13 protein-coding genes are annotated in these 13,987 nt (G+C 40.6%); 10 read left to right on the top strand and 3 right to left on the bottom strand.

The features are described from left to right. The first annotated feature begins 22 nt into the window (after nucleotides 1-22). From infC to PVK79_RS14830, 5 genes are all read left to right on the top strand, one after another. On the top strand, nucleotides 23-586 hold the full coding sequence (infC, locus tag PVK79_RS14850) for a translation initiation factor IF-3 (RefSeq protein WP_145233176.1): 564 nt from the start codon (nucleotides 23-25) through the stop codon (nucleotides 584-586). 208 nt (nucleotides 587-794) lie between these two features. Further along, on the top strand, nucleotides 795-995 hold the full coding sequence (gene rpmI, locus PVK79_RS14845; RefSeq protein ID WP_004587840.1) for a 50S ribosomal protein L35: 201 nt from the start codon (nucleotides 795-797) through the stop codon (nucleotides 993-995). 15 nt (nucleotides 996-1,010) lie between these two features. Continuing rightward, nucleotides 1,011-1,373, top strand: coding sequence for a 50S ribosomal protein L20 (gene rplT / locus PVK79_RS14840; protein ID WP_008110477.1), 363 nt, complete (start codon nucleotides 1,011-1,013; stop codon nucleotides 1,371-1,373). Nucleotides 1,374-1,546: 173 nt separating this feature from the next. Next, on the top strand, nucleotides 1,547-2,620 hold the full coding sequence (locus tag PVK79_RS14835; protein WP_145233178.1) for a sensor histidine kinase: 1,074 nt from the start codon (nucleotides 1,547-1,549) through the stop codon (nucleotides 2,618-2,620). Beyond that, on the top strand, nucleotides 2,617-3,441 hold the full coding sequence (locus PVK79_RS14830) for a LytR/AlgR family response regulator transcription factor (RefSeq protein WP_145233180.1): 825 nt from the start codon (nucleotides 2,617-2,619) through the stop codon (nucleotides 3,439-3,441). The genes PVK79_RS14835 and PVK79_RS14830 overlap by 4 nt, the downstream gene beginning before the upstream one ends. Nucleotides 3,442-3,546: 105 nt before the next feature. Here PVK79_RS14830 and pyk read toward each other — a convergent pair whose 3' ends face one another. After that, the gene (pyk, locus tag PVK79_RS14825) at nucleotides 3,547-4,983 is read right to left on the bottom strand and encodes a pyruvate kinase (protein WP_182730606.1); all 1,437 of its coding nucleotides are present in this window, start codon (nucleotides 4,981-4,983) and stop codon (nucleotides 3,547-3,549) included. Between the two features lie 404 nt (nucleotides 4,984-5,387). Between pyk and gndA the strand changes: the two genes are divergently transcribed. Continuing rightward, the gene (gene gndA / locus PVK79_RS14820; RefSeq protein ID WP_257326084.1) at nucleotides 5,388-6,761 is read left to right on the top strand and encodes an NADP-dependent phosphogluconate dehydrogenase; all 1,374 of its coding nucleotides are present in this window, start codon (nucleotides 5,388-5,390) and stop codon (nucleotides 6,759-6,761) included. 85 nt (nucleotides 6,762-6,846) lie between these two features. Here gndA and ansA read toward each other — a convergent pair whose 3' ends face one another. Together ansA and sppA are read right to left on the bottom strand one after the other, a co-directional pair. Next, entirely contained in the window at nucleotides 6,847-7,857 is a 1,011-nt protein-coding gene (gene ansA, locus PVK79_RS14815) for an asparaginase (protein WP_149982498.1), read from the bottom strand. A 70-nt stretch (nucleotides 7,858-7,927) separates the two neighbouring features. Further along, entirely contained in the window at nucleotides 7,928-9,793 is a 1,866-nt protein-coding gene (gene sppA, locus PVK79_RS14810) for a signal peptide peptidase SppA (RefSeq protein ID WP_257326083.1), read from the bottom strand. 218 nt (nucleotides 9,794-10,011) lie between these two features. Between sppA and PVK79_RS14805 the strand changes: the two genes are divergently transcribed. The 4 genes from PVK79_RS14805 to PVK79_RS14790 all read left to right on the top strand — a co-directional run bounded on the left by PVK79_RS14805 (nucleotide 10,012) and on the right by PVK79_RS14790 (nucleotide 13,974). Continuing rightward, nucleotides 10,012-11,973 carry an oxidoreductase gene (locus PVK79_RS14805; protein ID WP_145233192.1) on the top strand — a complete coding sequence of 654 codons (1,962 nt, stop codon included), beginning with the start codon at nucleotides 10,012-10,014 and terminating at the stop codon, nucleotides 11,971-11,973. Nucleotides 11,974-12,037: 64 nt separating this feature from the next. Continuing rightward, nucleotides 12,038-12,715: an HvfX family Cu-binding RiPP maturation protein gene (locus tag PVK79_RS14800; protein WP_149982495.1), complete on the top strand. Its 678-nt coding sequence runs from the start codon at nucleotides 12,038-12,040 to the stop codon at nucleotides 12,713-12,715. 130 nt (nucleotides 12,716-12,845) lie between these two features. After that, on the top strand, nucleotides 12,846-13,394 hold the full coding sequence (locus PVK79_RS14795) for an NAD(P)H nitroreductase (RefSeq protein ID WP_145233196.1): 549 nt from the start codon (nucleotides 12,846-12,848) through the stop codon (nucleotides 13,392-13,394). Nucleotides 13,395-13,596: 202 nt separating this feature from the next. Beyond that, nucleotides 13,597-13,974, top strand: a complete 378-nt coding sequence (locus PVK79_RS14790; RefSeq protein WP_145233198.1) for a hypothetical protein — start codon at nucleotides 13,597-13,599, stop codon at nucleotides 13,972-13,974. Nucleotides 13,975-13,987: the final 13 nt, after the last annotated feature.

Raw genomic sequence — 13,987 nt, 5'->3', positions numbered from 1 at the left:
ACACGCTTATTATTTGATATTCTTGGAGGAACGTACTATTAGAGGCGGCAAGAAAGGGCAACAAACAGCCCAAAAAAATCGTATTAACGAAGAAATTACAGCTCAAGAAGTTCGCTTAATTGACATTGAAGGCGAGCAAGCTGGAATTCAGTCATTAAAAGACGCGCAAACTATGGCTGATGCCGCTGGTGTTGATCTAGTAGAGATTAGCCCAAATGCTGAGCCGCCTGTTTGTAGAATCATGGACTACGGTAAGTTCATCTTTGAAAAAAGCAAAGAACTAAAAGAGCAGAAGAAGAAGCAAAAGCAAATCCAGATAAAAGAAATCAAATTCCGTCCTGGCACGGATGAAGGTGATTATCAGGTTAAGCTTCGCAACTTACGTAAGTTCTTAGAAGGTGGCGATAAAGCTAAGATTACCATCCGCTTCCGTGGTCGTGAAATGGCCCACCAAGAAATTGGTATAGAATTATTAAACCGTATCAAAGGCGATTTGGAAGAGCTTGCAGTTGTTGAGTCTTTCCCTAATCGTGTTGAAGGTCGCCAAATGGTTATGATGATGGCGCCTGTTGCTAAAAAGCAATAAACAAGCTAAGATACGCAGCGAATTTAGCTCAGGTCACCAAGTAATATGCAAATATTCACCTGTGCTAACCGGTAATAAAGTAAAACTGCAGCATTTGTGTTGGGTTTTCACCGGAATATGGCAGTAAGTTAGGCCTAAAAGTGGAGCTATAGCAATATATCTCACGCCTGCTTACTAATTTTAAAGCAATACATTTGGAGTTATTGCAATGGCTTATAAGCTAAAAAGTCACAGAGGCGCGGCTAAGCGTTTCAAAAAGACTGCTTCTGGCGGTTTCAAGCGTAAACAAGCGCATCTTCGTCACATTCTGACTAAGAAAACTTCTAAGCGTAAGTTACACCTACGTCCTAAGATGATGGTTCATAAGAACGACCATGGTCTAGTTTCACGTATGTTACCATTCGCTTAATAGGGGTTTTTAGAAATGGCAAGAGTTAAACGCGGCGTTGTCGCACGTGCACGTCACAAAAAAGTTTTAAAACAAGCAAAAGGTTACTACGGAGCACGTTCACGTGTTTACCGCGTAGCTTTCCAGGCTGTTACTAAAGCGGGTCAATACGCTTACCGTGACCGTCGTGCGAAGAAACGTACTTTCCGTCAATTATGGATTGCACGTATCAATGCTGCTTCACGTCAAAATGGTCTGTCTTACAGCCGTTTTATCAATGGTCTTAAAAAGACATCTGTAGAAATCGATCGTAAGATCCTTGCAGATATCGCTGTTTATGACCAAGTTGCATTCGCAGCGCTTGTTGCAAAAGCTAAAGAAGGCCTAGCGGCAGCTTAAGCTTTTAAAATAAGTATTAAAAAGGAGCCTATGGCTCCTTTTTTTGTGGCTAAAATAAAGTTTTCACCAACAGTTATTTGCGGTAAGGCTCGTGAAAAGCGAGATAGTCGGTAGTGATCCCAACTGCGCTAACGCTATATAATAATTACAAATAAATGAGGTAATTAACTATTTTGAATTGGCAATCCTTAGTTGATAACCGCCAACGCTTTTTCTGGGTATTACAGATTGCGGGTTGGATCGGTTATGCACTTGTTAACTACATTGGCTCAAAAGTCTTTGAGATGCGCGATATTTATGTATTTGTGATCGTACTCAATGCTTACGCCGGGTGTTTAATGACTGTGCCATTGCGCTATATGTATCGCAAAGCCTGGAATGCATCTCCTTGGGTTTTAATGTTAGTAGTGTTCGGCGCTTCGTACATTACAGGCACTTTATGGGCGGTAATACAAAAATTTAATTTATGGGAGATTTATCGCCATGGTTATCGTCCTACAGAATGGTTTTACTATCTGCAACAAGGCTTAGATTCGGTTTATATTATTCTTTGTTGGAGTGGTTTGTACTTTGGCATTAAATATTATCAACTACTGCAAAGTGAGCGCCAAAAAGCCCTTAAAGCAACAACGATGGCGCATGAAGCACAACTGAAAATGCTACGTTATCAATTAAATCCTCATTTTTTGTTTAATACTCTTAATGCTATATCTACGTTGATTTTGGTTAAAGAGAATAAAGATGCTAATTTAATGGTGTCAAAGTTGAGCGACTTTTTACGTTATACACTCAATACCGATCCGATAAAAAAAGTCCCACTTGAACAAGAGTTGCATGCACTGATGCTTTATCTTGAAATAGAGCGAGTACGCTTTGATGAACGGTTGCAAGTGAATGTGCAAATCAGTGATGAAGCAAAAAATGCATTAGTGCCGAGTTTAATATTGCAACCGATCATCGAAAATGCGATTAAATATGCAATAGCTCATCTTAGCGAAGGGGGAGTAATTGATATTAAAGCACAAGTTTTTGCTAATGAACTATTATTGGAAGTAGGCGATAATGGCCCCGGTACTGAATTACTTAATGGCCAATTAGTTAATTCACAAGGGGTAGGGGTGGCAAATACGAAAGACCGCCTGAAAACTTTGTATGAAAATAACTATTCGTTTGTGTTATCACATAATACGCCAAGTGGATTGAAAGTGAATCTGCGCGTTCCGTTTGAGAAGGCTGTGAAGAAATGAGCAAGATTAAGACCCTGATTGTCGATGATGAACCATTAGCCCGTAGAGGGTTAGCGGTAAGATTAGAGGAGTTTGATGATATCGAAGTCATTAAGTTATGTAACTCTGGTCAAGAGGCTATCGATGCATGCCAAGCAGGGAAAATAGATTTAGTTTTTTTAGATATTCAAATGCCTGGAATGAATGGGTTTGAGGTTGCCAGAGCACTCAGTGAAAGTGTCAGAGCGTTACCTGCTATTGTATTCGTAACCGCATTTGATCAGTTCGCAGTCAAAGCATTTGAGATCCATGCTTTAGATTACATCCTTAAACCAGTCGACGACAACAGACTAAAACAGGCGGTAGAAAAAGTGCATACCTACTTGAAGACGCAACAAGACAACGCCCATAAAAAGAAATTGGCGAGTTTTGTAGCTGGAATTACTGGTAATAATTGTGAAGAGATTTTGAAAAAACTGGCAACTGGCGATACATTAACAGATCGCCGTTACCCAGAATCTTTAGCGGTGAAAGAGCAGGGTGAAATAATCCGTGTACCTGTAGCGACAATTCAATGGGTTGATGCCGCTGGTGACTATATGTGTTTACATTGCCAAGATGGTCAAACGCATATTTTACGAAAAACTATGAAAGAACTAGAACAGGAACTTGATCCTCAGCTATTTGTACGTGTACACCGCAGTGCGATTGTAAATACTAAACAAATTAGCAAGCTTGTAACTCAGGTAAGTGGTGAGTATTTATTAGTGCTTGAGAACGGCCAAGAATTAAAAGTAAGCCGTAGTTATCGCGATAAAGTAAAAGCTGCGTTAGCAAGTTAACTTAGAAACGGGCTCAATAGCTGTTATATAACGAAGTAAATTAAACCATGTGTTTTAAATAAAAAAACGCGAGCCTTGGCTCGCGTTTTTTTATAACTGCGTTAATTAAGCAACAGTAACAATTTTCATAGTATTGGTTGCACCAATCGTTTCCATAGCATCACCATGAGTGATGATCACAGTATCGCCAGATTGTAATGAACCCGCATTCACAAGTGTGTTAAGGGCATCTTTTACCATGTTATCTTTTTCACATTGTGTTGAGTCAAAGAATACCGGGTAAACACCACGATATAATGCTGTTTGACCAAGCGTACTGGCATGACGAGACAATGAATAAATAGGTAAGCCAGAGCTGATACGTGACATCAATTTTGCTGTGCTACCTGATTCAGTTAAAGTAATAATCGCTTTTACTGAATCTAAATGGTTTGCCGCATACATAGCTGACAATGCAATTGATTCTGCATTAGAAGAGAAACGACTATCTAAGCGATGTTTAGAAACGTGAGTTTCTTTTTGTGATTCTGCCCCTAAACAAACGCGCGCCATGGTTGCCACGGTTTCTTCTGGGTAATCGCCTGCCGCTGTTTCAGCTGAAAGCATTACCGCATCAGTGCCATCTAGGACTGCGTTGGCAACATCCATAACTTCTGCACGGGTAGGCATTGGGTTATCGATCATTGATTCCATCATTTGTGTTGCTGTGATCACGGTACGGTTAAGTGAGCGAGCACGACGGATAATGAGTTTTTGTTTACCCATTAAGGCAGCATCACCAATTTCAACACCTAAGTCACCACGAGCAACCATCACCGCATCTGAAGCAAGGATAATATCATCAACTGCTTCTACCGTTTCAACGGCTTCAGCACGCTCAATTTTAGCTAAAAGCTGTGCTTTAGAGCCTGCAGCTTCAGCTAGTGAACGCACATAACGCATATCGTCGCCACTGCGTGGGAATGATACTGCGATATAATCAACATCAATTTCTGCTGCAGTTAATAAATCTTCTTTATCTTTATCAGTGAAGGCTGGAGCAGTTAAACCACCACCTAAGCGGTTGATGCCTTTATTGTTAGATAACACGCCACCAACAGTTACTGTGGTATGCACTAAATGACCTTCAACATTTACTACTGTTAATTGAATTAAACCATCGTTTAAAAGTAGTAAGTCACCAGGGGCAACATCTTGTGGTAATTCTTTATAATCAATACCTACGGCGTTGATATCGCCTAGGCCTTTTTCCATTTTTGCATCAAGAATAAATTTTGCACCAACAGGTAGCGTTACTTTGCCATCTTTAAATGTCGATACACGAATTTTTGGGCCTTGTAGATCGGCTAAAATAGCAATGTGCTTGCCTAGTTTTTTGGCAATGTCACGCACTGCTTGGGCACGGTCTTTGTGATCTTGTGCAATGCCGTGTGAGAAATTCAAACGCACTACGTTTGCACCAGCACGGATTATTTTTTCTAAGTTGTTATCTCGATCGGTTGCAGGTCCAAGGGTCGCGACTATTTTTGTGCGTCTAAGCATCAAATTCTCCTGTAGGCTTACGATGTTGTAAGCAGGTTGACGGTTTTTCGTTATTTATAGGTGTTAGTTTAACTGACACGCATAATACAGTTTTTACTGACAGCAAATAGCGCGTTGACATCAAGGTAACGTGTAAAGCTGTCATTATTTTATACAAAAAAATTATGACCACATTATGACACCGGTGTCAGGTCTCGTCAATGCTCGACTCAGAAATCCATATCAGGAAAATTTATCGCCCCGAGGCAACGGTTGTTTGATATAATCACTGTATCTTGCGTGTTTGTCTTGCGCAAAGCGTTGTATCTGTTGTCTAGGCTCGCAATTTTAAGTGGCTTGGGTATATAATGCGCGCGGTATTATTTCATTTACTAACCAATAGTTGTTACCGAGGAGGACACTAAATGCAAGTTGCATTAGTAGGGTTAGGCGTTATGGGTAAAAATCTTGCTCTCAACTTGATTGAACAAGGGATGACGCTAGTAGCTTATGATAAAAACCCAGACGCGGGCGAAGAGCTATTAAGCTGTGCTAAATTACAAGGCATGGCAGATCGTCTGCACATTGTGTCTGATTTAGGTGATATGGTAAAACGGTTAACGCCGCCTCGCTCAATTTTGTTATTAGTGCCAGCGGGTGAGTTAGTCGATAAAGTTTGCAGCGATTTAGTTGATGCAGGCGTTGATTGTGACGATATTATCGTCGATTGTGGCAATAGTAATTATAAAGACGGTATTACTCGTAAACTAAAATATCAAAATAAATTTGAATTTGCCACTATGGGGATTTCTGGCGGTGCTGAAGGCGCGCGTCATGGTCCTGCGATGATGGCAAGTGGTTCAGAAGGCGGCTGGGAACGCGTTGAGTCATGGTTTGAAAAAGTAGCAGCAAGCTACAAAGGTGAATCGTGTTTTGCCCGTGTTGGTCAATCAGCCAGTGGTCACTTTGTAAAAATGGTGCACAATGGAATTGAATATGCATTGATGCAACTAATCGCAGAAATGTATCAATTATTACGCTTAGGCACTAACCGCACTCCACATGAAGTTGCAGAGATTTTTAATCAATGGTCTGAAGGCACACTCAATAGCTATTTATTATCTATCTCAAGTCATATTTTATCGTTAGAAACCGATGCGGGTGAAGCGTTAGTTGATTTGATTGATAATAAAGTTGGCGCGAAAGGCACGGGTTTGTGGACGGCACAAAATGCATTAGAACTGGGTATCGCCGTTCCTTCATTGGTTGCTGCTGTGCAAGCGCGTCACTTAACCAATACTGGTGACACACATGCAGCGAAAGAAATGACGTATGCCGCTAAATCAACTTCACAGGTTGAATTAGATTTAGATGAACTTAAAGATGCCTTCTTGTTTGCAAGTTTACTGGCTTATCGTCAAGGCCTTGCGCTGATCAAAGGTGCATCACGTGCACATCAATGGAAAGTCGATTTATCTAAAACACTGCAAACATGGCGTGCTGGTTGTATTATCCGTGCTGATTACTTAGATAACATCGCTGAAGGTGTTGAGTTTATCGACACTTTAGAAAAAGAGTCATTAGCGCTGCGTAAAATAACAGGTCAAGCAATGATGACTGGATTAGCATTTCCGGTACTTAGCTCAACGCAAACGTATTTTGCGACGTTGACGACACCAAGCAATGGTCATCTAGTGCAAGCACAGCGAGATTATTTTGGTGAGCATGGCATTAAAATTCATAGTGGTGAGGTATGTCATTTAACTGATTTAGTAGAGATTGACGCGAAAGTACGTTAATTAGGCCAATAAGTTAAAATGAAAGGCACGCTAATTAGCGTGCCTTTTTAGTTTAAAAAATAGTTTTTATTATAAAGCGCTCAGCTTATCTACTTAACTCACCACGTAAGTTGTCTTGCATTAAATGGCGAATAGTTTCAATTTCAAGCTTTTGGCTAAATAAGTAGTGTAATTTAGTTAAGCATGCCTCTAAGGTCATATCGTAACCGCTGATCACACCAATGTTAAGTAATGCGTTACCAGTTGCATAGCCGCCCATATTTACATGCCCTTTTAAACACTGGGTTAAATTGACGATAACCATACCGCGCTTACTTGCGCTGGAGAGGATCTCTAAAAAGTCTGGATCTTGTGGTGCATTGCCCACACCAAAGCTCAATAATACGAGGGCTTTGATATTGTCGTTTACCAGACTTTTAACTACAGCATGACTGATCCCTGGATACAAGTATAAAACACCAATAGGTTGCGGCGTGATGTTGGTGACTTGTAGCTCATTTTCAACATACGGGCTCAACTGGCCTTTTAATAATTGAATATTAATACCTGAGAGAGCCAGTGGGTCTAAGTTAGGGGATGCAAAGGCATCAAAGCCATCGGCATGTGCTTTAGTTGCACGATTGCCGCGAAATAATTGATTATTGAAAAATAGACTAACCTCAGCAATCGGATAATTAGCCGCTAAATACATCGCATTAAGTAAATTTACTTGGCCATCAGAGCGCAATTGCGACAGTGGAATTTGCGAGCCTGTCACTATCACTGGCTTTGTTAAGTTTTCAAACATAAAGGACAAAGCAGATGCGGTATACGCCATGGTATCTGTACCATGAAGCACGACAAAGCCATCATAATCTTGGTATTTACTTTTAATATCATCAGCAATTAGTTGCCAATGAGCAGGGGACATGTCTGATGAGTCAATCAGCGGGCAATACTCGTGAATATCGAATAAGGGCATTTCATCACGATTAAATTCGGCATTGTTTTCTACGGTTTGTGTTAAAAAACCTTCAGCGGGAATATAGCCTCGACTCGATTTTTTCATCCCAATCGTACCGCCAGTATATGCGATATAAATACGTTTACGTTTCATAAAAAAAGCCCAGTAAAAAAACTGGGCTTAGTATAACGGTTAGTTGCTGCGATTACAGCCTATACACTATTTATTGCGAAATATTACACACTAAGCAGCGGGCATAAATGCCTTGCGGATCGTTGTAATCTTTTAGACCTTCAACCTCAGTTGTTAATTGCTTAACTAAACCATTGATAGATGCTTGGTTTGAGAGTGCGTTTTGTAGCGTACTTTGTGAGCCAATTAGCGATTTAATCGATGCATTTCCAAAAATATCCTGCATTAATTTCTCTTCCGCCGATAGACTCTGCTTAATGGTTTTAACTTCATAAAAATCAAGCCTAGCCAGTTCAGCTGCCGCTTTGATAGCGTCTTGCTTATTGCCTAATTTGTCAACTAAGCCAAGCTCTTGCGCTTGGCTTGCAATCCAAACACGGCCTTGTGCAATAGAGTCAACTTGCTCAGGGGTCATATTTCGTGCTTCACCAACAACCTCTAAGAAGCGTTGATAAGCATCTTCTACACTTAGTTGAATAACCTGTGCCATTTTTTCATTAAGCGGGCGAGCGATTGATAGACCAGCCATTTCAGTTGTGGCAACGCCATCGGAATAAACACCTAACTTAGCCATGGTGTTTTCAAAGGTCATAAAGTTACCAAATACACCAATTGAGCCGGTAATTGTGCTCGGCGCTGCCCAAATTTCGTTGGCAGCAGAGGCAATCCAGTAGCCGCCAGAAGCTGCTACTGAGCTCATTGAAGCAACAACTGGTTTACCAGCTGCTTTAAGAGCAAGCACTTCAGCACGAATAACTTCAGAGGCAAACATACTGCCACCGCCTGAATCAATTCGCAGTACAACCGCTTTTACTTTATCATCTAAGCGTGCTTTACGTAGTAAAGCCGCTGTAGAGTCACCACCAATTTCACCGGCTTTACGTTCGCCGTCAGAGATAGTACCGCGTGCAACCACAACGGCGACTTTTTCTGTCATTGGGTTATCAAACTCAATCGGCGATTTAACTAATGAGAGATATTCTTTAAACGATACTTGGTTAAAGGTTTTGCCTGTTTCTTCAGTGCCTACTAAGGTAATTAATTGTTGACGCACTTGTTGATTGGTTTTTAAAGAATCAACCCATTGATGTTCAAGGGCATATTTACCTGAATCGCCATTAACTGCTTGCATTTTTGCCAGAAAAACGTCCATTGTTTCATCAAAGTTTGCTTCATCAAATGGGCGCACAGCGGCAACGTCTTGTTTGTATTCTTTCCACAATGCACCTAGCCATACATTATTAGCTTCTTTTGCTGCATCTGACATATCGTTACGAATAAACGGTTCAACAGCCGATTTAAATGTACCAACACGGAAAATATGCTGAGTGATACCGAGTTTTTCAAGCGCATCTTTAAAATATAACGGGTACATGCCAAAGCCTTGGATCTCTACACCACCATAAGGGTGCATAGATATTTCATCAGCGTGCGCAGCAATATAATATTGTGCTTGTGAGTAATAATAACCAGAGGCAATTACTTTTTTGCCGCTCGCTTTAAACCGCTCTAACGCTAGAGTGATTTGTTTTAATTTATTTAAATGCGCGCTAGGCATTTTTTGTAAGTCCAGCAAGATCACACTAATGCGTTTATCTTCAGTGGCTTGATCAATTACATTGATAATATCATCAAGTAAAATTTCAGCGGGCTCATCGTTGCTCTGTGTTGCGTCATTGATGGCAGATTCAATTGGATCAACGTAAACTTTTTCCTCTACGATTGGACCATTGAGGTTTAACCTGAGCACAGATGTGTCAGCAACATTAATTTCATTGTCATCACTTGTGATTGAAACAATGAAAAGAATGACAAGTAACACAAATAAAAAATTGAGGACTAAACGACGAGAAAAGTTAATTCCTGCCCACAGTCCTTTAAATAGCTTTGCAATCAAAATAAATCCTTAGTCTGGTACAACTTATATCTGTCACCATCTTAGCTCAGAATAAAAATTAATTTAACTGTTAAATCGTAACTAAGTATTTATGAGCGAGGTTTTAACCGTGAGAATGTGAACATATTAACTAATTTATCGCTTTTGTTGCTTATTGCTTGCCAATCGAGCAAAATTGGCTAATGTATAGAGGTTAGACCAGTTCATTGGGGCAGAGGATGTTAGAACAACAATTACAATTGAAACACACACAGCTACGTAACCGTTTGGTAATGGGCTCAATGCACACGGGGCTTGAAGAGGGATGGCATAACCGAAAACGACTGCGTGCTTTTTATGAAGCGCGCGCAAAAGGTGGTACTGCGATGCTCATTACGGGGGGCTACAGTCCTAATTTGCGTGGCAAATTAACCCCAATCTCATCGTCTTTTAATAGCTATTATGATGTGTTTAAGCACCGTGCATACACTGATGTTGTCCATCAACACGGCGGTAAGATTTGCTTACAATTATTACATGCTGGACGTTATGCGTATCATCCATTTAATCAAGCACCAAGTGCAATTAAAGCACCTATTAACCCATATCAACCCAAAGCAATGTCGCTCAGTGCAATAAAAAAAACCATCAAAGACTTTGCTCATTCCGCCTATTTAGCACAAAAGGCAGGCTACGATGGCGTTGAAGTGATGGGCTCAGAAGGTTATTTGATTAATGAGTTTATGGCACCGCATACCAATAAACGCTCAGATGAATACGGTGGAAGTTTAGAAAACCGTATGCGTTTAGCGTTAGAGATAGTCAAAGCTGTACGTGCCAAAGTAAATAAAGAATTTTTAATTATCTTTCGATTATCGGTGATGGATTTAATTCCGAATGGGTCAACACCTGAAGAGGTTACGATCCAGGCCAAAGCATTAGAGCAGGCTGGAGTTGATATTTTAAATACTGGTATAGGCTGGCATGAAGCACGAGTACCTACCATTGCGAGTATGGTGCCAGCAGGTGCATTTAAAGAAGCTTCAAAACGTTTAAAAGAAGTGGTATCGGTTCCTGTCATTGCTGTAAATCGTATTAATACTCCTGAGATTGCCAATGAAATTTTAACTGCAGGGGATGCCGATCTGATTTCGATGGCACGACCACTATTAGCCGATCCAGAATTTTTTAATAAATACCAAGCACAACAAAGTAAACACATTAATATTTGTATCGGCTGTAATCAGGGCTGTTTAGATCATGTATTTAAAGGTAAACGAGCAACATGCTTAGTGAATCCTCAAGCGGGGTTTGAGCTAGATTATCCTCTTGAGCTGACCAACAAGGCTAAAAATGTGTTGGTTGTAGGTGCTGGGCCTGCGGGCTTATCTGCCAGTTGTTACTTAGCGCAAAAAGGCCATACGGTAACGCTGATTGATAAAAATACAGATATGGGCGGCCAATTTAATTTAGCGATGCGAATTCCTGGTAAAGAAGATTTCAATCATACCCTGCGTTATTTTATTAATGAACTTGAACGTCTAAAGGTCACGGTAACACTCAATACTCCTTTTACCGATAAAATGCTTGAGCAATACGATGACGTGGTGTTTGCAACGGGGGTGCGCCCGCGTGAGGCAAACTTTACCTGCGCGGATAATAAACGTGTTTTTTCATACGATGAAGTTATTCGTGGTGAAGTTGAATTAGGGCAATCGATTGCAATTTTAGGTGCCGGCGGCATTGGCTTTGATATGGTTGCTTTTTTAAGTGAACATAAAGATCAAAGTATTGCTGATTTTAAATCGCAGTGGGGAATTGAGTGTCAGCCAAGTCCAGATAAAGATAATCGTCAATTGTTTATGCTAAAACGCAGCGCCGGGCGTTTTGGCAGTGAGCTTGGTAAAACAACGGGCTGGATACATCGTCAAGTTGCAAAGCAACATGGTGTAAAACAGATCGCTGATTGTCAGTATCATCATTTTGATCAGCAAGGTCTAAAAATTACTGTGGCAGGAGAGGAGCAGGTGCTACCTGTTGATACAGTGATCGCTTGTATCGGGCAAGTCTCTAATAACGAATTAATGTCGGGGTTAATCGATAATCCTAAAGTACATGTAATTGGCGGGGCCAAATTAGCATCAGCAATTGATGCAAAACGAGCTATTTATGAAGCGCTTCAGGTCGCGCGTAAAATTTAACTGAAATAAACTTTTAATCGTAGCGGTCTTTGTTTAATACATTTCAAAAGACTAGACTGCTACGATGAATACATTGATCACACTATATAAAACTTCCCTACAAAAAATAGCCATTTTTGATGGTATCCCTGCTTTACTATTTAGACTGATACTGGCGCCAGTTATGATCATCGCAGGTTATAACAAGCTAAATATCAGTGGTAATGGTAATGGTTTTTTTGAATTCTTTTTAGCTTCTCCAGATGTTGTTGCTTGGTTTGGTAACCCAGATTGGGGTTTAGGCTTACCTTTTCCAGATTTACTGGCTTTTTTAGCTGGCTGGAGTGAATTTCTCGGTGGCTGGCTGCTCTTAGTTGGTTTATTAACCCGTCTGGTTAGCATACCGCTGATGTTTACTATGGTCGTTGCCGCAACCTCTGTACATTGGCACAATGGCTGGTTTGCGATTGCGCCGACAGATCCAGATACCAGTGCTGCACAAGTACTTGATTGGTTGGCGATCCCCGGTGCAAAAGAAAGTTTAGATAATTCCCGTGAAGTAAAAGAACGTATTGAGAAAATTCGAGGGCTTGTACAAGAACATGGTTTCCCAGATTACCTTTATGAAAAGGGTAAACCGTCGATTTTGAATAATGGTATTGAGTTTTCAGCAATTTATTTTGCGATGTTATTGAGTTTATTTTTTACCGGCGGTGGGCGTTTTGTTAGCCTTGATCACTGGTTACGGAAAAGATTCGAATAATCTAAATCTCTACCTGTCAGTTTGCGACGCCCGTCGCAAACTTTCTAACTTTCTAACTTTCTAACTTTCAAACTTTCTCAGCAATCCCTATCAATGCTATGCTAGTTTCTTTTTTAATTAGAGAATCGTTATGGACGCTATTGAGCTTTTATTGACTCGTCAGTCAGATCCTCGACTGATTGCACCTGCCCCAAACAACAGTCAACTTGATATTATTAAACAAGCAGCGCTTCGTGTGCCTGATCATGGTTGCCTTGCGCCTTGGCAATTTATTGTTGTTGCAGAAGATGCGCGAGAACGACTCGGCGAAATTTATTATCAAAGTGCAGTTGCAGAACAACAAGATGAAAAAGTCATTAATCGTGCCAAAGAGTTACCGCTGCGTGCACCGATGATAATCATTGCCATTGCCAAATATCAAGCGCACCCAAAAGTACCGCGTATAGAACAAGTACAAAGTGCTGGTTGTGCTGTGTTAGCTATGCAACAAGCAGCTTTTGCGCAGGGACTGGGTGGTGTCTGGCGTACTGGTTACTTTGCGCAAAGTGAGGCGGTAAAAGCGGCGTTAAAGCTTGATAATGAAGATGAGATTGTCGGTTACCTGTATTTAGGCACTCCAGAAGTGGACTGTAAAAAGGCTGTTCGTCATAGCCCAGAACACTTTTTCACAAACTTATAGTTGCCAAAAAGTAATTAATTGGAACTTTGTCGTGTTATTTCAGTCAGAGTGCATTAAGGCTACCTTTGTTATTATCTTTAGGTAGCTTGGCTGTCTGAAGCGCTTGGATGCAATAACCCTCAATACAATGGTTTGTTATTTTTCTGCAGTTTGTTAATGTATGGAGTGTCTTAATTAGAATAACAACAAGAAGACGAGGATAATGGGAAATTTATTTTTACGTGAAAAAGAAAAATGGTTAACGTGGTCCTTATGGGGTTTTGTTGGTGCGGCTATCACTCTTTACACAGCATTTAGTACACAGACTCCTCATTTAATAGCGATCTCATCAACTGCTATTGTGGTTATCTTAGCGTGGTGGATGCAACGCACAAGACGATTTGATTTTGGTAGAGCGTTTAAAGTGTGTTGTTACGTGTTGTTTGTGAGTATTTTACCCGCTTTTGTATTGGTGCTTGTACCAAGTGATGATCTAAACCGTTTTGATTTAATCTTTCAGAGCTTAAGTTTTGTAACTTTTAGCTTATTAGTCTGCTTACTGTGTTCGTGGGTCGCGAAACGTCCAAAACAGTATTATTGATGTATTTTTAAGC

This window comes from Pseudoalteromonas rhizosphaerae (assembly GCF_028885455.1).
In the GTDB taxonomy this organism is placed as follows: Bacteria; Pseudomonadota; Gammaproteobacteria; order Enterobacterales; family Alteromonadaceae; genus Pseudoalteromonas; species Pseudoalteromonas rhizosphaerae.
The sequence above is the reverse complement of the archived record's forward strand: the minus strand, read 5'-3'. Positions and strand labels throughout refer to the sequence as shown.

Coding starts and splice junctions, on each gene's coding strand:
- PVK79_RS14800 (WP_149982495.1), top strand. CDS start 12,038: ATGAATACATTGATCACACTATATAAAACTTCCCTACAAAAAATAGCC.
- PVK79_RS14795 (WP_145233196.1), top strand. CDS start 12,846: ATGGACGCTATTGAGCTTTTATTGACTCGTCAGTCAGATCCTCGACTG.
- ansA (WP_149982498.1), bottom strand. CDS start 7,857: ATGAAACGTAAACGTATTTATATCGCATATACTGGCGGTACGATTGGG.
- pyk (WP_182730606.1), bottom strand. CDS start 4,983: ATGCTTAGACGCACAAAAATAGTCGCGACCCTTGGACCTGCAACCGAT.
- PVK79_RS14830 (WP_145233180.1), top strand. CDS start 2,617: ATGAGCAAGATTAAGACCCTGATTGTCGATGATGAACCATTAGCCCGT.
- rplT (WP_008110477.1), top strand. CDS start 1,011: ATGGCAAGAGTTAAACGCGGCGTTGTCGCACGTGCACGTCACAAAAAA.
- PVK79_RS14790 (WP_145233198.1), top strand. CDS start 13,597: ATGGGAAATTTATTTTTACGTGAAAAAGAAAAATGGTTAACGTGGTCC.
- rpmI (WP_004587840.1), top strand. CDS start 795: ATGGCTTATAAGCTAAAAAGTCACAGAGGCGCGGCTAAGCGTTTCAAA.
- gndA (WP_257326084.1), top strand. CDS start 5,388: ATGCAAGTTGCATTAGTAGGGTTAGGCGTTATGGGTAAAAATCTTGCT.
- PVK79_RS14805 (WP_145233192.1), top strand. CDS start 10,012: ATGTTAGAACAACAATTACAATTGAAACACACACAGCTACGTAACCGT.